Source organism: Acinetobacter sp. GW821-FHT09D10 (genome assembly GCF_059416285.1).
The window spans coordinates 104,156-121,788 of record NZ_JBWKOW010000005.1; the positions used below are offsets into that span (position 1 = coordinate 104,156).

Consider the following 17,633-nt stretch of genomic DNA (forward strand, 5'->3'; position numbering starts at 1 on the left):
CGACAATGCTATTCAATTAAGAATGATAACAACCCCTTATGTCTTTACTCTTTTTAATAACTGTGCAAATTCGTATAAAGGAAGTCCTACCACATTACTATAACTTCCTTGAATTTGGGGAATATATTGAGAAGCAATCCCTTGAATTGCATATCCACCGGCTTTCCCAACAGGCTCTCCTGTGGTCCAATAATCTTCCATATCTTGCGTAGTCAGATCTTGGAACTCGACTTGTGTCTGTACAACCTGACTCAACATTTGTTGTTGAGTAGCAACACATATTCCAGAAAACACGTCATGCCAACGCCCAGATAATTGTTTCCATATTTCAAAAGCATGGCTTTTCGATTCAGGCTTACCCACTATTTGGCCATCCAGCCCTAGACTTGTATCGGCAGCAATAACAATTGCGTCTGGAAAAAGTTTTAATACAGTTTGCGCTTTTTCTCTAGCTAAACGTTCAACATAATGATGAACAAGTTCATCATTATGAACAGATTCGTCAATATCAGGGCTATAGATTTCAAAATCCAAACCCAGTTGTTGCAACAATTCCTTCCGACGAGGAGAGCTAGATGCTAAAACTATATTCGCCATTTTGCCAAACAATAATAGACGATTGGCCAAGTGATGATACTTGTCATTAATGGTTGCCAGTGTCTAGCAATCGAAAAATGAATTCCACCCATAGTCTGGGTTACCCACATAAACGCTAAATGAGCAATAATGACCAGAGTTGCAATCGTCCATAAATTACCAAAGGTTAAAATACGACGTTCACGAATTAAAAAACGGGTAAGAAAAGTCATAATTACAAAGCTTAAGGCATTGAGACCTAAAGGTGCATCAAGCAATAAGTCTGTAAAAATCCCCATTCCAAATGCAAACCAGACCCCACACCACGTTGGCTGACATACCACCCAAAACAGCATAATCATCAACATGAATAATGGGCGCCAACCTGAAATATCGTAGGACAGCGGGTAAACCATGAGCACAGAACCCACGATAACGGAGATAATAATCCCCCATAATGGATCTTTGCGCTTTTCTCGTTTCAGTTTAGCGATTGGCATATGGCTGCTCCTTTGCTAATGAATCCGAAAAAAGTACAACTACATGGTGTCCTGTTGCTAATTGTGCTGCTGGTGTTACATCAATTTCCGCAAACTCACCTGAGTTATGACGTTTGATTTTGGCAACCGTACCTACTGCATAACCTGCTGGGAAGTGTTCACCCAAACCTGAGCTAAACACTTTATCGCCCACTTGAATATTTGCACTAGTCGGAACATATTCCATTTTCAAACGGCCCAAATCACCTGTACCAGAAACAATTGCCCGCATTCCAGTGCGTTCAAGACGGACCGAAAGTGAGTGTTCTTTATCTGATAACAACATTACACGTGAGCTATGAGGATATACATTAATAATCTGCCCCATGATCCCCTTATCATCCAGAACCGTTTGACCGACCTTTAAATGGTCCATAGAGCCACGGTTAATAATGATGATATGACGTAATGGGTCTGCATCTGTCCCGATCACTTCGGCAATTTCCATACGTCCATCAATAATTAATGGTGTATCAAGGAGACCTCGCAAACGGGTGTTTTCAGCAGATAGTTCAGAAAGTTTCTGTAAGCGGACTTGAGCTTGTAAAAGCTCAGCCTGCATCGCAGTATTTTCACGACGCAGTTGTGCTTCAGATTTTGTTTGTTGATTCAGCCATTCTCTCGACAGTACTGGATAACTGGCCAATGCATAAATTGGGTTATATGCAGCGTACAAGACATCCCTTGCTGGCTGAATCACATACGGCATGCGCCAATCAAAAAATAGCACAACCAAGCATGTAATGACCGCAATAATAAACGAGCGGAAAGATGGCGGCTGTCTTGAAAAAATATTCGGTTGCACCGCCTAATCCTTAAACTTAACCAACAAAAAGCATGTCATGGTTCGGATTGTCAAAGAATTCTAATACTTTACCACCACCACGGGTAACACAAGTAAGAGGATCTTCAGCAACCACAACTGGTAAACCAGTTTCTTGAGCTAATAACTTATCGAGGTTACGAAGCAATGCACCACCACCTGTCAACACAATACCACGCTCGGCGATATCAGAAGAAAGCTCTGGAGGAGTTTGTTCAAGTGCTGATTTTACTGCGCTTACAATGTTTTGTAACGGATCAGAGATTGCTTGAGTAATTTCGTCAGAAGTTACAGTAATCGCACGAGGTACGCCTTCTGCAAGGTTACGCCCACGTACTTCGATTTCTAATGTTGTACCATCAGAAACAGCCATACCTACTTCTTTTTTAATAATTTCTGCTGTGGTTTCACCAATCACGCAACCATGAGCTTTACGAACATAATTGATGATTTGTTCATCAAAAACATCACCACCGATGCGTAAAGAGTCAGCATAGACACAACCTTGCAATGAAATAATTGCAATTTCTGTTGTACCACCACCAACATCCACAACCATAGAACCACACGCCTGTTCAACTGGCATACCTGCGCCAATTGCAGCAGCCATAGGCTCTTCAATAAGACGAACATCACGTGCACCAGCATTAAATACAGCTTCACGAATAGCACGACGCTCGACCAAAGTCGATTTACATGGTACACATACAACCACACGAGGTGCAGGTGGGAACAAACGTTTTTCGTGAACTTTACCAATAAACTGATTTAACATGGTTTCAGTCACTTCAAAATCCGCAATTACACCGTCTTTCATTGGACGAATTGCAGAAATATTCGCAGGTGTACGGCCTAACATTTGTTTCGCGTCCAGCCCTACTGCAGCAACAATTTTTTGTGAACCACTGTGACGAATTGCCACAACTGTTGGTTCATTTAATATAATGCCGCGGCCTGGTGCATAAATAAGTGTATTTGCTGTACCTAAATCAATGGCTAGATCCGGCGAAAACAAGCCAATTAGTCGTTTTAGAATCACGGTTCGTTCTCAGTTAAACTTTCATGTGGATGCAAGGTGGCAACTTTAAACTAAATGTGATGATTTGAACAAGTCAATCGCTTATTATAACGCACGATATTTTGAAAATTTTTAATACTGATTAGGTGATGTTATGTCTACATCGGATGCACAGCATTCAGCAGATTTAAATGCACAAACAGTTTCAGCAATCGCCAATCTTGCTCGATTGTCGCTCAATGATACGCAATCTGCTGAATATGCTCAAAGTCTAAATAAAATTTTAGGCATGATGGAAACCTTAAAAGGCATTGATACTGAAGGCGTAGAACCTTTAAAGAGTCCTTTTGATAATCCTCAACCTTTACGTGCTGATGTGGTAACTGAAAGCAATCATCGAGATGAGTACCAAGCAGTTGCACCAGCAACTCAAGATGGTTTGTATCTTGTTCCTCGCGTGATTGAATAACTTTTACTCAATTAACCCATCTTCCCTATTTTGAATGTAAAGAAATTTTACTCATGACTGATTTACATCGCTTATCAATTCGTGAACTTGCTGAGGGCTTAAGCCAAGCGAAGTTTTCATCTCGCGAACTGACTGAACACTATTTAAAACGTATTGCGAAACTCGATTCACAAGTTAAAAGCTATGTGACGGTTACACCTGAACAAGCGCTTGTAGAAGCTGATGCTGCCGATGCTGCATTAAAAATAGGCAATGCAACTGCTCTAACGGGTATTCCTCTGGCACACAAAGATATTTTTTGTACCAAAGGCATTAAAACGACTGCTGGTTCAAAAATTCTCGACAACTTCATCTCTCCTTACGATGCAACTGTTGTTGAAAAAACTAAAGCAGCTGGTCTTGTCACTTTAGGTAAAGTGAACATGGACGAGTTTGCGATGGGCTCAACTTCTGAAAGCTCATATGTTGGCGCAACCAGTAACCCATGGGCACTTGATCATGTTCCCGGTGGTTCATCAGGTGGTTCTGCTGCGGCTGTAGCAGCTGATTTAGCGCCTTTTGCTACTGGTACTGATACTGGTGGTTCAATTCGCCAACCTGCCTCTTTCTGTGGCTTAACAGGCTTAAAACCAACCTATGGTCGTGTATCTCGTTTCGGGATCATTGCATACGCATCATCACTTGACCAAGCAGGTCCAATGGCACGTTCTGCTGAAGATTGTGCTTACCTCATGAATGTAATTGCAGGTCACGATGCTAAAGACTCAACTTCTGTTAAAAAAGAAGTCGATGACTACGTGGCAAACTTAAGCAATACATCTGTAAAAGGCTTACGCATTGGTATTCCTAAACAGTACTTCAACGTTGTTGGTTTAGATGCTGACGTAAAAGCACGCGTTGAAGAGTCTTTGAAAAAGCTTGAAGAAATGGGCGCAACGCTTGTTGAGATTGATCTCAATATGACTGAGGCCTATGTTCCAACGTATTACCTCATCGCGCCAGCAGAGGCATCTTCTAATTTGTCTCGTTATGACGGTGTTCGTTACGGCCACCGCTGTGAAAACCCAGCTGACTTAATGGATCTTTACAAACGTTCACGTTCAGAAGGTTTTGGTCCAGAAGTTCAACGTCGTATCTTAATTGGTACTTATGCTCTTTCTGCGGGTTATTACGATGCTTACTATGTGAAAGCACAAAAAGTTCGTCGTTTAATTCAACAAGACTTCTTAAAAGCATTTGAAAATGTAGACGTGATTGCTGCACCTTCTGCACCAACGACTGCTTATAAAATTGGTGCAAACTTAAGTCCAACTGAAATGTATTTAGGCGATATCTATACACTTGCAGTGAACTTAGCAGGCTTACCAGCGATTAATGCTCCTGTTGGTTTTGACAAAGACAGCTTGCCTGTCGGCTTACAATTGATTGGCAACTACTGGTCAGAATCACAATTGTTGTCGATTGTTCATCAATACCAACAAAACACTGACTGGCATACCAAACGTGCGGCAATTGCTGAGGAGAATGCATAATGGCTGAAGCTCAAAAGTTGAAATTAATTGACGGTTGGGAAGTCGTTATTGGTATCGAGATTCACACTCAGCTTGCAACCAATTCTAAAATTTTCTCTGGTTCATCGACTGAATTTGGTCAAGACCCGAATACACAAGCAAGCCTTGTAGACTTGGCAATGCCAGGTGTACTCCCTGTTTTGAATGAGAAAGTGGTTGATCTTGCAATTCGCTTTGGTTTAGGTATCGATGCATACATCGACCAAGCATCTGTGTTTGCACGTAAAAACTACTTCTACCCTGACTCGCCAAAAGGCTACCAAATTAGCCAGATGGATAATCCAATTGTCGGCTTAGGCCACATTGATATCCAACTTGAAGATGGCACAACAAAACGCATTGGCGTAACTCGTGCTCACCTTGAAGAAGATGCAGGTAAATCTGTACACGACCAATTTGAAGGCATGTCTGGCATTGACTTAAACCGTGCTGGTACACCGTTGCTTGAAATCGTGTCTGAACCAGATATGCGTTCAGTTGAAGAAGCTGTGGCATATATCAAATCAATTCATACACTTGTGCGCTGGTTAGGTATTTCCGACGGTAACATGGCGGAAGGTTCATTCCGTGCGGACTGTAACGTGTCTTTACGTCGTCCGGGACAACCATTTGGTACACGCTGTGAGCTGAAAAATCTCAACTCATTCCGTTTCATCGAGCAAGCGATCAATGTTGAAATTGAACGCCAAATGGAAATTTTGGAATACGGCGGAAGTATCGACCAAGAAACACGCTTGTTCGATCCAAATAAAATGGAAACGCGTTCAATGCGTTCTAAAGAAGAAGCGAATGACTACCGTTACTTCCCAGATCCTGATTTGTTACCAGTCATTATTGCAGATGAGCAAATTGAAGCTGCTCGTGCTGCGCTTCCAGAGCTACCTGCTGCACGCCGTGCCCGCTTTATCGCAGACTTTGGTGTAACTGAATACGATGCACATGTACTTACGCTTTCACGCGAAATGGCAGACTTCTTTGAAGCTGTTGTGGCTGCTGCGGGCGGTGCTGCACAAGGTAAAGTATCGGCAAACTGGGTAATGGGCGAATTCTCAGGCGCATTAAACAAAGCAAACCTAGATTTGGCTGACTCTCCTGTTTCTGCTGAACAGCTTGGTGGCATGATTGCACGTATTGTTGATAACACCATAAGCGGTAAGATTGCAAAACAAGTCTTTGGCTTTATGTGGGAATCGGAAGGTAAATCTGCCGATGACATTATTGCGGAAAAAGGCTTAAAGCAAGAAACTGACACTGGTGCGATTGAAGCAATCATTAAAGAAGTACTTGCAGCCAATGAAAAAATGGTTGAAGAGTACAAGTCTGGTAAAGAAAAAGCCTTTAACGGTCTTGTAGGCCAAGTCATGAAAGCATCTAAGGGTAAAGCTAACCCTACTCAAGTCAATGAATTAATGAAAAAATTGATTGGTTAAACTGATCTCACTTCAAAAGAAAACCCGCTTTAGAGCGGGTTTTTATCTATTTTATAAACTTAATGAATCCACAATAAATTTTTAAGCTAAAACTATACTCAACAGGTTAACCATGACAAATAGATTACTTATTACGACTTCTTTATTGTTAATAAACTCGACAATTTTTGCTCAAGCTGCTCAAGTTCCAAAGAGCGAGGTAGCACCTATTTTTAAAGCAGCAGGCTTTGCAAAAACAAAACATGTATGGGAAGGCAATTGTGATATTGGTGAAATTATCATTTATAAAGATTTGAATGGTGATGGGCGTAAAGATGCCGTTATTCAAGATAGTAGCAGCATGTGTTATGGCAATACTGGGGTTGGCTACTATATCGTTTCACAGCAAAAAGACGGAAAATGGAAACAATTATTTAGTAACTCTGGCATACCCACCTTTTTGAAAACCAAAGGTAAAGATGGCTGGCCTGATATTGACAATGGAGGCCCAGGTTTCTGTTTTGCTATTTATCGATGGAATGGTCAAGAATACGTCGTAAACCGTTATGAATATCAGGGTAAAGCTTGCCAGTTATAAGAAAAGACCTAAGGAAGTTTAAGCAGCCTCGATTTATCTGGAGGTTTTTCATATCACTCATGAAGTACCCTTCGACTAAAGAATGCGCTTTTTACTAAAAAATCGCATAGCGACTATGGTAATTTAAATTAAAACTTCAGATAACTTATATTTTAAAAAGAGAAATAAAACATGTCTAAAAAGATTTTAATGTTGGTCGGCGACTATGCTGAAGATTATGAAACCATGGTCCCTTTCCAGTTTTTAACTGGTTTAGGTTATACCGTGCATGCTGTTTGCCCAAATAAAAAAAACGGCGACCATATTGCTACTGCTATTCATGACTTTGAAGGTGACCAAACCTATAGCGAAAAACGCGGTCACAATTTTGCCATTAACTATGATTTTGATGCAGTTAATACTGAAGACTATGTAGGTTTAGTCATTCCGGGTGGTCGTGCACCAGAATATTTACGCATGAATGAACGTGTTATCGAAATTGTGCGTGAGTTTGATCGAGTGAAAAAACCAATTGCAGCCGTATGTCATGGCGCTCAGTTACTTGCTGCGGCAGATGTACTAAAAGACCGCTTGTGTTCTGCTTACCCAGCATGTGCTGCCGAAGTAAAATTAGCTGGGGGACAATACGCAGATATTGCCGTGACCGAAGCTGTTACAGATGGTCATTTAGTGACTGCGCCTGCTTGGCCTGCGCATCCAGCTTGGTTAGCGCAGTTTGTAAAAGTTTTAGGTGCGACGATTAGTATTTAAGTAGGTATTACCATTAAAGCCACTAAAAATAAAACCTGCTGTTAGTTAGAAACCCATTTCGTCTAACAGCAGGTTACATTCATTTATTTGAGAAGCAGAAAGCTAAATTACTATCTCGTAATTCCCAACTTATTCCAAATCTCTGGGGTTAAAAATGTTGTCACTAATTTATTTAAGTCGATATAACGCAATGTGCCCTGCAACTGCTGTTTAACTGCGGGGTCTTTCACAATATCTTCACCAGCACTTTGACCTAACTGCTGAAAAGCCTCTCCAACCGCCTTAACACCTTCCGCTTGAATCACAGCTTTAGTTTGGGTAGAACATTGCTCTACGATTATACGTTGTAAAACCTGTGCCAGTTTTTGGTCTAACTGATCTTTTTGCTCAGGTGTTACATTACTAAATGCTTTTAAGTCTGGATGAGCCGCTAAAGCCGTGAATGTCCATTGAAGTACAGTAGTCTTGTCAGAAGTAGTCGTGGCCTTAACTAAACAGTCACTCAACTGATCGACCGTTGGGCCAGCCATCGCAATTTGTGTTGTACCCAGTACAGCAACAGCCATACAAACTGAACGGCTCAAATGTGAAAACTTACGGCGGGCAATCGCATAAACATGACGTGACATAGGTCTAGCTCCAATAAACAATCTGTTCTTTGTATCACAGAGCGAGTGGAGTTACCTGTTATGACTCTGTAAATCGTCTACTTCTTCAAATTTATCAACTGATTTAATCCTTAACCCATTCCAGCATAATTCCATGTTTCAGGAATATTTGGCTGTTCTGGTGCTTTATTTAAGTCAATATTTAAGTTTCTACTGCCCTTATATGATTTCCCACCTGAATCTGATGCAGGTGATACGCCTAAACTATAACGATAGCGAAATTGCCACACTAACGGTTTGATTGGACGAATATCCAGACTTAAAGAATCCTCATCATGACAATTTCCTTTGGAACTTTCATAGTCTTGCTCAGAAAAACAGGCTCTGATCATCCGACTAAAACTAAATGGATAATTTTTAATAAAGGGACGTTCATTGCCTGATTCCTGTAACTCATAAAAGTTAGCCCGTTCAATATTTGCACCACCTCCTGAATACATTTCAGAAAACTGATCAATTATTGCAATTGCATAACGCTGTTGAGTGAGTGGAAAAAGCTTGGGAAATATATATTGTTTATGAAGATCATCTTCGCTTGCTATTGTCACAATATTCCATTTCCTGACCAATTTAAAACCCGTAGATGTAGGTTTAAACTGTGCGATATCATTACGACTCGATAATATCCATAAATTCTGGTCTGGAGTTTTTAGGCTACGCCATTGCACGCCTTGCAGACATAAATCTCTTATTTTCTCACATAATTGTTTCTGTTCAGTTTGGGACAATTGATCTTTTTTAAACTCTAAAATATCTAAAGGTGCAGCAAAAGCAGGATTGGCAAAACAAGCAAACATTGCAGCTAAAACCAAGAAAGCTATCTCTATTTTCCTTTTAATCATTTATTCTTTTCCTAAAGATATTTTTAGTCGACCACTAAGCTATTTGACAATAGACTCAATTTTATCAAGCTCCCACACGCCCCCTGCTGCCAAGCCTTTGCACATGCCTGTCCACATATCTTTCGTATGTACAAACTTTTGACCATCCCACACCCATTCTTCACTCGCCCAGCAATCTCCAACACCTCTTCCCTTTTGAGCACTACTAATCATACCTCTATCAAAATCCGATGCTGTCTCAGTTACAAATGTTGCTTTACCAGAAAAAGACTCATCAAGTACCCAAGCACCATACCCTTCATTATAGGCACCTCTCCAACATAGGGTAGTTGCCAGAACTTTCTTATTGGTCAGTTTATAAAGTTCAATTTCCTGCGGTTCAGCTCCATCGCTACTACCATAGATTCCTTCACAAAATCCTTCTTCTTTTGGGTTCGATTGAGCTGACATTAAACTATGATAAACAGATTGATACGACTTACTTTTTGGTTGCAACGTCAAATATGGTTTAGCCGCTGTTTTGACATGCTTTACAATTAATTTGGGTTGGGCTGCCAACACTTTTGATTCATTAGCAGGCCCTTTTTTGACCAAAGCACCAACAGTTCCGATACGCTTCTGAAAATCATCCAGTTTTAGCAACACAGCAGTCATTCCTGCATCGGAAATCGTCCATTCATGCTGTGTATTTTTAAATATAATTTCAGTTTTCTGCTTTGACTGCTGGAGTAAAGCGTTGACCTGTGAGTTATTCAGTTTCCCCATTAATGGCAGCTCGACACCATCCACAGTGACAGTGCCTAAATCTTTGCCATTCATATAAAAGTGGATATTTTTAAGCTGACTTGCAGGCAAGCTTTGCTCATAGTCTGATAAAGCAAATTCAGCTTGTACAGCTTGCTTTGGGCCTGCTTTACGTACTAATAGCAGCGACGCTGGATTATCACCATTTTCTTCATTTTGATAACCTGCCGCCTTACATGTTCCCGTATTACTGCAAGAAATTTCCCACTCTTGGTGTGAAAATGAAATGCCTTTTATGTCTTGAGCAAAGCCATAAGAACTCATGGCTGATAAACAGCAAATTGAAAGCATTTTTTTCATTTTTTCATGTCTCTATAGATCTGTTTTTATTATTAAGTTAAAAACAGTATAAAATTTTGGGTTACCGTCTAGTTTAAAAGAATATGCTAGGTTGATAGAAAATTTAAATGATTACTTTTTAAAAATGAAAAAACTATATTTTTTACTATGTGTCGCGTTAGTGAGTACAGTTTCAATTACACATGCCGAAGTAAAAAGCTTTACGCCCCATTTCCCAAAGTTTTATAGCTCTGCTGCAACCCGAAAAGCAGATAACCAGTTCTACGCTCTCGGAGAAGCAAAATTTTTAAATGGTATTACCGTGCCATTTTATGGTGTTACTGCACTGAGCCCAACAGATGATGGTTTGCTTAAAGATTTTGAAAAATGCACACTAAAAAATTGCCGCTTTAATTTTAAGCTTGATGCTCAACATGCCAAGCAGCTTAAGCTTCTTGCATTACCGGAAATAGGGTTAGTGCTTGTGCCTAGAAATTGGCAAGATGTGCAAGCAAATGCAGGTGCCAACGGTAGTGGTTTTGCTCTAATAATAAGTCCAGATCAAAAACAAGCGATAGAACTTTATGATTCTTCATTTTGTGTTGGATGTGGATTGCCAAATGCAACGCTCTATTTTCCAGAACTGTTAAAAGAAAGTATTGAAAATGAGTTTGGTGGATATAAAGACCCTAAAAAACTGATCAATACTGTTCATCCCTCTAAGAAAATAGCTTTTTTTAGTTATCAAATTCCTCAACTCAATAATAAAACACATGGCATTGCTAAATATTACAATGAAGACACGTTTAACTATAAAGAGATTCAAGTGACCTTAGATAAATCGCAACAGTCTTTAGTTGGCCCTATTCTCAACTTTTATAACACAACTCATTAAATCCAAACTCATAAAAAAACCCGCTTTCGCGGGCTTTCTTTTATTTGTGTAATATCGATTCAAAGGCTTTTAAACGCTTATAAATCGAAAGTAATTCAATAATTGTTTTCCATGAACTAATTAAGTATTGGAATGATTCACGAACCTTATCGAATACACCACCAATTTGGTTAATTAAACCTAAAGTCATTTTCCCACTTGCAATAGCAGGGAACAAAACAACTAGACTATATAAAATATCTAACTGCTTATACCATGTAGCGACTAAGTTAAAGTAAGCATAATGAAAATAGAGTCGGAAGTAGTTTTTACGGACTCTACTAAAAAGCTCTTTTAAAGTAGCTGGTCTTGCGCGGTCTGCATGGTCTTCGCCATAAACGAGTTCTTTACGATACGCTGCTTCTACTTTCTGATTATTAAATTGAAGGCCTGGTAATTTAATACCTACTACCATTAATAAAACTGTACCAAAAGCGGCCCATACAATTGCTGCCCATACTAAGGAATGTTCTAGTTCACCAACGATGGGTAAAACAGGAACATGTTTAGACAATTGAAATAAAATAGGTAAAAACGCAATTAAAATCATGACAGCTTTTACCAGTTCAACACCTAAATCTTCCATAATCGTTGCAAAACGCATGGTGTCTTCTTGCACACGCTGTGAAGCACCTTCAACATGACGTAGCTTTTCCCAATGCTCTGTATAGTATTCATTCATTGCTGTACGCCAACGGAATACATAATGGCTTGTGAAAAAAGCATTAATTACAGCAAGAGTCACAGCAACCATAGCAATATAAAGAAAAACCAAAGTCTCACTATATAGTGCCGAGAGATCTCCACCACCATCTGAAAGCATTTTTTGAATTAAATCCCAAAATGGTACATACCAAGCATTAATCGCAACACTGACCTGAACTCCAAACCAGATATTAAACAAAATAAATGCCGAGCCCCATATAGACCAACGCTGCCATGGATTATTGGAAATAATTTTCCAAAAGCCAGCAAAGAGAGCGGTAGAAACTAAAAACCAAAGATAAAACCATAAAAAAGCAGGTGACCAAAAACGGTTTACACCAACTGGTAATTCAGCTTCAGCATAACCATGAGGAAAGCCTAGATACTCACCGCAGTGATCTCCGCCTGTGTACCAGAGCACCATATTTAACGCGAGCCAAATAACCGCAGATATAAAAAAATACCGTGGTGATGGAAAAAATGATTTGAACATTGAGCGCGGATATCCTTATATTTCTTCAAATTTACAATGAGAAGAATACTAAAACCTAAACCTTAAAATTGTGAAGGGTAAAGTTTAGAGAATTGTCAGTTTTTCTCGTTTCATTGAAGGATTTGATCGTTTTTTTGTAAATTCATCCCTTTTGAGCAATTTAATCCATTTAAATTGCCTTGTATATGACCCTCAATAGAGCCATATACGGCTTTTATAACACAGCAATTCAGAGATTAAATCTCTTCTTTACGAACAATATAGCCTTCCAACTGCATTGCCTGAATGAGCAAATCTAGGTCTGAAGCGCTTTTAAGCTCAACGTCAACACTCACGGCACTTTCTTTTGCACGACTTGTAGCCGCGAATCGCTCATGACGAAGTTCATAAATATTACCGCCTTGCTCAGCAATAATTGCTGTTAAACGAGCTAAAGCACCCGGATTATCTGGTAATTCAACACGAATACGGACCATACGGCCTGTACGCGTTAAATGACGTTGCAATACGGAGACCATAACGCGTGTATCAATATTGCCACCAGACAGCACTACACCCAATTTATGGCCTAAAAATAGATCAGGACGAGACATAATTGCAGCAATACCTGTTGCACCTGCCCCTTCACACACCGTTTTTTCAATATTGAGTAACAGCGCAATTGCCTCTTCAATCATGTCTTCGGTGACAACCACAATATCGTCGACATATTCTTTAGCAACTTGAGTTGTAAGCTCACCCGGAGTTTTCACCGCAATACCTTCAGCAACGGTCGAACCCATTGAAACAGCATGCTGATAATTGCACAGTAGTTTTGCCATACTTGGGTATACAACTGATTGCACCCCAATAATTTTAATCTTTGGATTTATGGCTTTGGCAGCAATCGCAATACCTGAAATTAGGCCGCCCCCTCCAATTGGCACAACTAAAATGTCTAGATCAGGTACAGCTGCAAGCATTTCAAGCGCAATGGTTCCTTGACCTGCAATAATTTCTGCATCATCGAATGGATGGATAATCGTTAAAGATTCTTCTTGTGCAACACGGTGCATTTCAGCAGCGGCTTCAGAAAAATCTTGTCCATGTAAAATCACTCGTGCCCCATATTCACGCACTCGCTGTACTTTTACATTAGGCGTAGATTTCGGCATCACGATGGTCGCAGTTACCCCTGTGCGCTGAGCATGATACGCTACGCCTTGCGCATGATTGCCTGCCGAAGCTGCAATAACACCATGTTGTTTTTCTTGGTCAGATAAACACAGCAGTTTATTTAGTGCCCCACGCTCTTTAAAAGAAGCTGTAAATTGTAAGTTTTCAAATTTCAGCCACATTTCAGCCCCTAAGGTTTTAGAAATGGTTTCTGAGAAAACAAAAGGAGTTTTTACGACTAAACCTTCCAAACGCTCCGCGGCAGCATGAACATCATCTAATGTTGGAAACCCATTTTTAACCTGTTGCTGTATCATTTATCTAGTCAGCCTCAATACATTACAAATCAATTATTTTTTAAAAATGACATCAATATTTTATATTGGTCACCAGAGTTTTCAGCATATCCAACATGTACCTAATATACAAAAATTTTTATTCCAAAAATTAAGGATTTAAACTCGCATAAAAAAAAGCCCTACTCAGGCTTTTTATTTAATTTTCAAAAGATTAACGTTAAATTATTGAGTTTGCGCACTTAACCCTTCAGTAGACATATTCTGTTCAGCTATTTTTTCATCAATAGCAAATTGAATATCGGAAAGTTTGGCATTAGCTGCATCTATGCCAGATTTCATAGTAGCTTCACGACCTTTCACATCAAAAATATGCGCTTTTTCTCTTAAATCCGGTTGAATAACAACATCCGCATATTGTAATTCTTCTGCCGCTAGACGACCTTGCATAATATTAATATTCTGGTTAAACAGTCCCCAGACATTCGAGGTTTCTGTGTAAATAGGCTGAGCTAAAATATCAACAGCAATAATGACATCAGCACCTAAATCGCGAGCGACTTCAACAGGTACAGGGCTCACTAAACCGCCATCGACATATTCAGATTTACCTATTTTAGTTGGTACAAACATACTTGGAATTGAAGCCGAAGCCCTTACAGCTTGCCCAGTATTACCATAGTTAAACACAGTTTTAGTGCCATGCTTTAATTCAGTTGCAACCACATACATTGGGATTTTCATTTTTTCGAGTGGCATGTTGTTTACTTGCTCGTTAACGTAGTTTTCTACTTTTTTGCCATCAAAAAAACCTTTTAGCCCGATACTAATATCTCGCACATCGCCAGCTTTCATTTTTAATGCAGTATCACGTAATTCAGAAGGGCTTTTACCACTTGCATAAAGTGCTCCAACAATACTACCGGCGCTGGTACCTACAATAAAATCGGGTCGAATACCATGTTGTTCCAAAACCTCAATGACGCCTATATGAGCATAACCTCGTGCTCCACCGCTACCCAGTACGAGCGCAACAACTGGACGTTTTTGCTGTTTTTTAATTCGTGCAAATGGCTGATCGACAGAACGAGCATAAGCCTCCGCTGTTTGCGGTTTTAGAGCAGCAGATAAGTGTGTAGTGGTCTGGCAGCCTGCCAACACCATAGAGAGTCCGAGAACCCACAATTTAAGCTGTTTCATGGCCTATCTTCGCACTATGAGGTTTAAGTTCGGATTGCAATTTTAGTTGCTAGTCTTGTGAAAAGCTGTATCGAATTTATTTAATTTGTCATGTTTAAAATTTAGACTCAAGTATTTTATCTATACCCCTATGAAAAAGGCCCCTTATTTATAAGAGGCCTTTTTTAACTTACCAGATATCTGAATCAACTTTTTTCTTCAATTCTGGATACTTATCAATTTTAAACTCAGGCTCTTTAATGCCTTTTTTCAATTGTTCACGGTAATCTTTCAACAATGTGCGTGCCATCGGCGTTAACAGTAAAATTGCAATTAAGTTAATAGTTGCCATGATACCCATAAACAAGTCAGCCATAGACCAAACGAGTGGAACACTACCAATTGCACCGAAGTACACCATCACCAATACAAAAATACGGAAGATGAACATTACTTTCGGATTGTTATTAATAAACTGTACATTACCTTCTGCATAGGCATAGTTACCTAGTACAGCTGAATAACAGAATAAGAATAATAGAACTGCAAGGAAGTCCGATCCCCAATGCCCAACTTGAGTTTCTAAGGCACGTTGTGTTAATTCAACACCGACAAAACCTGCATCTTGGTAAACGCCAGAAACCAAAATGATGATTGCAGTACTTGTACATACAATAAAAGTATCTACAAATACACCGAGCATTTGTACCAAACCTTGGTTTACAGGATGTTTTACATCAGATGCAGCCGCTGCGTTTGGTGCAGAACCCATACCAGCTTCGTTAGAGAATAAACCACGCTTAATCCCTTGCATCATTGCCATTGACACTGCCGCACCAAAGAAACCACCTGCTGCAGAATTAAAATTGAAAGCTTCAGTCACAATCAACTTTAAAATATCAGGCAAAATTGCATAGTTACTGATTGCAATATATAGAGCAACAGATAGATAAAGACCTGCTTTTAAAGGTACAAACATCTCTGCAAATTTAGCGATACGCTTAATACCACCAAAAATTGCCAATGCCACTAAAACTACAAGAGCAAGGCCAACCCATGAAATTTCTAGATCAACGCCACCTAAATGAGCAATAAAATTAGCTTTGTCCCAACCCCAAGCATGTGATGATGCATTAGCAATCGCATTGATTTGAACTGAGTTGAATACGAAACCATAGGTAAAGATCAATGCAAGTGCGAAGACCACACCAAAGGTTTTACTACGTAAACCTTGAGTAATATAGTAGGCTGGTCCACCGCGGAACTGTTTAGTCTTACTATCTCGAACTTTAAATAGTTGAGCAAGCGTAGACTCAATAAAAGCAGAGCTCATACCAAGAACAGCTGTTACCCACATCCAGAACACTGCACCAGGACCACCAATTGCGATGGCAATTGCTACACCAGCAATATTACCTACCCCAACACGGCTCGCAAGGCCTGTTACAAACGCCTGAAAAGGTGTAAGACCATGCTCATCTTCGCCTTCTGTACGACTGCTTTTCATCACTCGGATACTTTGCAAGAACATGCGAATTTGCACTGCTCCTGTTAAGACCGTATAAAAAACACCTACAGCCAGCAAGAAAATAACCAAAAAGTCCCATAAAGGGTCATTAAAAAATTTTACCCACGACATCAGTGTGGCATTGAGTTGTTCATTCATACTCGGTCCGCTTACGTTCCTTGCTAATGTGCTAAAAGCACATGCCAAAATACTGCAATAAACAAAAAAGCCCCTAGAAACCGGGACTTTTCAGTAAATTCAAGAAAAAACTTTTAATGTCAATTGAATAGCAATTATCGTCACAAGTTTAAGCAACATCATGCCCAACACTAAGCCTTTGAAGGTTGCATGAGAGAAAGCGACCTTCAGACAAAATAATATCATTGCACTACTGAAAATTTCCGCTTTTGGAAAAACAGTATGCATCGACTCAGCTATAAACTTGGAAACTAACAAATGACCACCGCTAAATAAACTCGTCTAATGATTCCCATCAATTAAGCGAATTATACAAAATCTGGATTTAAGCCAATAAGCATATTTACATATACTTTTGAGCAAATGTCTAAACTGGATATAAATTTCAAAGACTGTAACAAGCGATCGCCATAACGCGACTATCTGCGCCCTTTTCTCCATGATCAAAGAAGAGTGCGTTTAGATCTGTACTAAGCTGTTGTATTTTTTGTGGCTCAGTAGCTGCGTGAGTTACGTTCATTTTCATGGTTGCAATGGTAATCGCCAATCCTTGTTTCATGAACTGCTTGTTGATGAGTGGTAGACTCATGTAAAGCTCCTATACCTCGTGTATTTCTCCATTTCTGCACCTAAATCCTTTTTGTAAAGGGATTTTGTTTGCAGCCACTATTTCCTAACGTGAGTATGGAGAAATCATACCTGCGTAAAAAAGTCGGTATTATGCAGAAATTTAAAGTTTTGTGTATATTTTTCATTAAAATTTTATATAAAAAATGGTCATATTTTATATAAAACTATCCGTTTTGTACTGTTTTTAAAC

At 39.6% G+C, this 17,633-nt stretch carries 19 protein-coding genes; 6 read left to right on the forward strand and 13 right to left on the reverse strand.

Annotated features, from left to right (window positions below):
* Positions 1 to 36: 36 nt before the first annotated feature.
* The 4 genes from AC07M3_RS12725 to AC07M3_RS12740 are packed head-to-tail and all read right to left on the reverse strand — an operon-like array spanning position 37 to position 2,977.
* Entirely contained in the window at positions 37 to 597 is a 561-nt protein-coding gene (locus AC07M3_RS12725) for a Maf-like protein (protein WP_494567461.1), read from the reverse strand.
* Positions 585 to 1,076, reverse strand: a complete 492-nt coding sequence (gene mreD / locus AC07M3_RS12730; RefSeq protein WP_003655328.1) for a rod shape-determining protein MreD — start codon at positions 1,074 to 1,076, stop codon at positions 585 to 587. Before mreD ends, AC07M3_RS12725 begins: the two co-directional genes overlap by 13 nt.
* On the reverse strand, positions 1,063 to 1,920 hold the full coding sequence (gene mreC / locus AC07M3_RS12735) for a rod shape-determining protein MreC (protein WP_092708854.1): 858 nt from the start codon (positions 1,918 to 1,920) through the stop codon (positions 1,063 to 1,065). The genes mreD and mreC overlap by 14 nt, the downstream gene beginning before the upstream one ends.
* Positions 1,921 to 1,936: 16 nt before the next feature.
* Entirely contained in the window at positions 1,937 to 2,977 is a 1,041-nt protein-coding gene (locus tag AC07M3_RS12740; RefSeq protein WP_004789315.1) for a rod shape-determining protein, read from the reverse strand.
* A 133-nt stretch (positions 2,978 to 3,110) separates the two neighbouring features.
* Between AC07M3_RS12740 and gatC the strand changes: the two genes are divergently transcribed.
* The 5 genes from gatC (at position 3,111) to AC07M3_RS12765 (ending at position 7,753) form a co-directional block, all read left to right on the forward strand.
* Positions 3,111 to 3,425, forward strand: coding sequence for an Asp-tRNA(Asn)/Glu-tRNA(Gln) amidotransferase subunit GatC (gene gatC, locus AC07M3_RS12745; protein ID WP_000107699.1), 315 nt, complete (start codon positions 3,111 to 3,113; stop codon positions 3,423 to 3,425).
* A 53-nt stretch (positions 3,426 to 3,478) separates the two neighbouring features.
* Positions 3,479 to 4,957 carry an Asp-tRNA(Asn)/Glu-tRNA(Gln) amidotransferase subunit GatA gene (gene gatA, locus AC07M3_RS12750; RefSeq protein WP_494567462.1) on the forward strand — a complete coding sequence of 493 codons (1,479 nt, stop codon included), beginning with the start codon at positions 3,479 to 3,481 and terminating at the stop codon, positions 4,955 to 4,957.
* Entirely contained in the window at positions 4,957 to 6,426 is a 1,470-nt protein-coding gene (gene gatB / locus AC07M3_RS12755) for an Asp-tRNA(Asn)/Glu-tRNA(Gln) amidotransferase subunit GatB (RefSeq protein WP_494567463.1), read from the forward strand. The genes gatA and gatB overlap by 1 nt, the downstream gene beginning before the upstream one ends.
* 112 nt (positions 6,427 to 6,538) lie before the next feature.
* Positions 6,539 to 7,003: a hypothetical protein gene (locus tag AC07M3_RS12760; protein WP_092708845.1), complete on the forward strand. Its 465-nt coding sequence runs from the start codon at positions 6,539 to 6,541 to the stop codon at positions 7,001 to 7,003.
* A 171-nt stretch (positions 7,004 to 7,174) separates the two neighbouring features.
* The gene (locus AC07M3_RS12765; protein WP_017392506.1) at positions 7,175 to 7,753 is read left to right on the forward strand and encodes a DJ-1/PfpI family protein; all 579 of its coding nucleotides are present in this window, start codon (positions 7,175 to 7,177) and stop codon (positions 7,751 to 7,753) included.
* A 110-nt stretch (positions 7,754 to 7,863) separates the two neighbouring features.
* On the opposite strand, the gene AC07M3_RS12770 is transcribed toward AC07M3_RS12765, so the two are convergent.
* From AC07M3_RS12770 to AC07M3_RS12780, 3 genes are all read right to left on the reverse strand, one after another.
* Entirely contained in the window at positions 7,864 to 8,382 is a 519-nt protein-coding gene (locus AC07M3_RS12770) for a hypothetical protein (protein WP_005049977.1), read from the reverse strand.
* Between the two features lie 110 nt (positions 8,383 to 8,492).
* Positions 8,493 to 9,263, reverse strand: a complete 771-nt coding sequence (locus tag AC07M3_RS12775; RefSeq protein WP_494567464.1) for a hypothetical protein — start codon at positions 9,261 to 9,263, stop codon at positions 8,493 to 8,495.
* A gap of 39 nt (positions 9,264 to 9,302) precedes the next feature.
* Positions 9,303 to 10,367 (reverse strand): DUF1176 domain-containing protein, encoded by a 1,065-nt coding sequence (locus AC07M3_RS12780; RefSeq protein ID WP_494567465.1) that lies wholly within the window; start codon positions 10,365 to 10,367, stop codon positions 9,303 to 9,305.
* A 124-nt stretch (positions 10,368 to 10,491) separates the two neighbouring features.
* Here AC07M3_RS12780 and AC07M3_RS12785 point away from each other — a divergent pair, with 124 nt between their 5' ends.
* On the forward strand, positions 10,492 to 11,241 hold the full coding sequence (locus AC07M3_RS12785; protein WP_494567466.1) for a DUF4850 domain-containing protein: 750 nt from the start codon (positions 10,492 to 10,494) through the stop codon (positions 11,239 to 11,241).
* Between the two features lie 40 nt (positions 11,242 to 11,281).
* Here the strand turns inward: AC07M3_RS12785 and sbmA are convergent, their stop codons facing one another.
* From sbmA to AC07M3_RS12815, 6 genes are all read right to left on the reverse strand, one after another.
* Positions 11,282 to 12,478: a peptide antibiotic transporter SbmA gene (gene sbmA, locus AC07M3_RS12790; RefSeq protein ID WP_494567467.1), complete on the reverse strand. Its 1,197-nt coding sequence runs from the start codon at positions 12,476 to 12,478 to the stop codon at positions 11,282 to 11,284.
* A 236-nt stretch (positions 12,479 to 12,714) separates the two neighbouring features.
* Positions 12,715 to 13,950 carry a threonine ammonia-lyase gene (locus AC07M3_RS12795; protein WP_045435365.1) on the reverse strand — a complete coding sequence of 412 codons (1,236 nt, stop codon included), beginning with the start codon at positions 13,948 to 13,950 and terminating at the stop codon, positions 12,715 to 12,717.
* A gap of 204 nt (positions 13,951 to 14,154) precedes the next feature.
* Positions 14,155 to 15,129, reverse strand: coding sequence for a patatin-like phospholipase family protein (locus AC07M3_RS12800; RefSeq protein ID WP_307012654.1), 975 nt, complete (start codon positions 15,127 to 15,129; stop codon positions 14,155 to 14,157).
* Between the two features lie 169 nt (positions 15,130 to 15,298).
* Complete coding sequence (locus AC07M3_RS12805) at positions 15,299 to 16,774, reverse strand: alanine/glycine:cation symporter family protein (RefSeq protein ID WP_004639031.1); 1,476 nt, start codon at positions 16,772 to 16,774, stop codon at positions 15,299 to 15,301.
* Between the two features lie 99 nt (positions 16,775 to 16,873).
* Positions 16,874 to 17,014 (reverse strand): hypothetical protein, encoded by a 141-nt coding sequence (locus tag AC07M3_RS12810; RefSeq protein ID WP_132071758.1) that lies wholly within the window; start codon positions 17,012 to 17,014, stop codon positions 16,874 to 16,876.
* Between the two features lie 184 nt (positions 17,015 to 17,198).
* On the reverse strand, positions 17,199 to 17,402 hold the full coding sequence (locus tag AC07M3_RS12815) for a hypothetical protein (protein WP_005036353.1): 204 nt from the start codon (positions 17,400 to 17,402) through the stop codon (positions 17,199 to 17,201).
* Positions 17,403 to 17,633: the final 231 nt, after the last annotated feature.

Bases quoted from the DNA above. Each gene is read 5' to 3' on its own strand.
- AC07M3_RS12760 (WP_092708845.1), top strand. From the start codon at position 6,539: ATGACAAATAGATTACTTATTACGACTTCTTTATTGTTAATAAACTCG.
- AC07M3_RS12795 (WP_045435365.1), bottom strand. From the start codon at position 13,950: ATGATACAGCAACAGGTTAAAAATGGGTTTCCAACATTAGATGATGTT.
- AC07M3_RS12815 (WP_005036353.1), bottom strand. From the start codon at position 17,402: ATGAGTCTACCACTCATCAACAAGCAGTTCATGAAACAAGGATTGGCG.
- AC07M3_RS12785 (WP_494567466.1), top strand. From the start codon at position 10,492: ATGAAAAAACTATATTTTTTACTATGTGTCGCGTTAGTGAGTACAGTT.
- AC07M3_RS12775 (WP_494567464.1), bottom strand. From the start codon at position 9,263: ATGATTAAAAGGAAAATAGAGATAGCTTTCTTGGTTTTAGCTGCAATG.
- sbmA (WP_494567467.1), bottom strand. From the start codon at position 12,478: ATGTTCAAATCATTTTTTCCATCACCACGGTATTTTTTTATATCTGCG.
- gatC (WP_000107699.1), top strand. From the start codon at position 3,111: ATGTCTACATCGGATGCACAGCATTCAGCAGATTTAAATGCACAAACA.
- AC07M3_RS12770 (WP_005049977.1), bottom strand. From the start codon at position 8,382: ATGTCACGTCATGTTTATGCGATTGCCCGCCGTAAGTTTTCACATTTG.
- AC07M3_RS12725 (WP_494567461.1), bottom strand. From the start codon at position 597: ATGGCGAATATAGTTTTAGCATCTAGCTCTCCTCGTCGGAAGGAATTG.
- AC07M3_RS12805 (WP_004639031.1), bottom strand. From the start codon at position 16,774: ATGAATGAACAACTCAATGCCACACTGATGTCGTGGGTAAAATTTTTT.
- AC07M3_RS12780 (WP_494567465.1), bottom strand. From the start codon at position 10,367: ATGAAAAAAATGCTTTCAATTTGCTGTTTATCAGCCATGAGTTCTTAT.
- AC07M3_RS12765 (WP_017392506.1), top strand. From the start codon at position 7,175: ATGTCTAAAAAGATTTTAATGTTGGTCGGCGACTATGCTGAAGATTAT.
- AC07M3_RS12800 (WP_307012654.1), bottom strand. From the start codon at position 15,129: ATGAAACAGCTTAAATTGTGGGTTCTCGGACTCTCTATGGTGTTGGCA.
- mreD (WP_003655328.1), bottom strand. From the start codon at position 1,076: ATGCCAATCGCTAAACTGAAACGAGAAAAGCGCAAAGATCCATTATGG.
- gatA (WP_494567462.1), top strand. From the start codon at position 3,479: ATGACTGATTTACATCGCTTATCAATTCGTGAACTTGCTGAGGGCTTA.
- gatB (WP_494567463.1), top strand. From the start codon at position 4,957: ATGGCTGAAGCTCAAAAGTTGAAATTAATTGACGGTTGGGAAGTCGTT.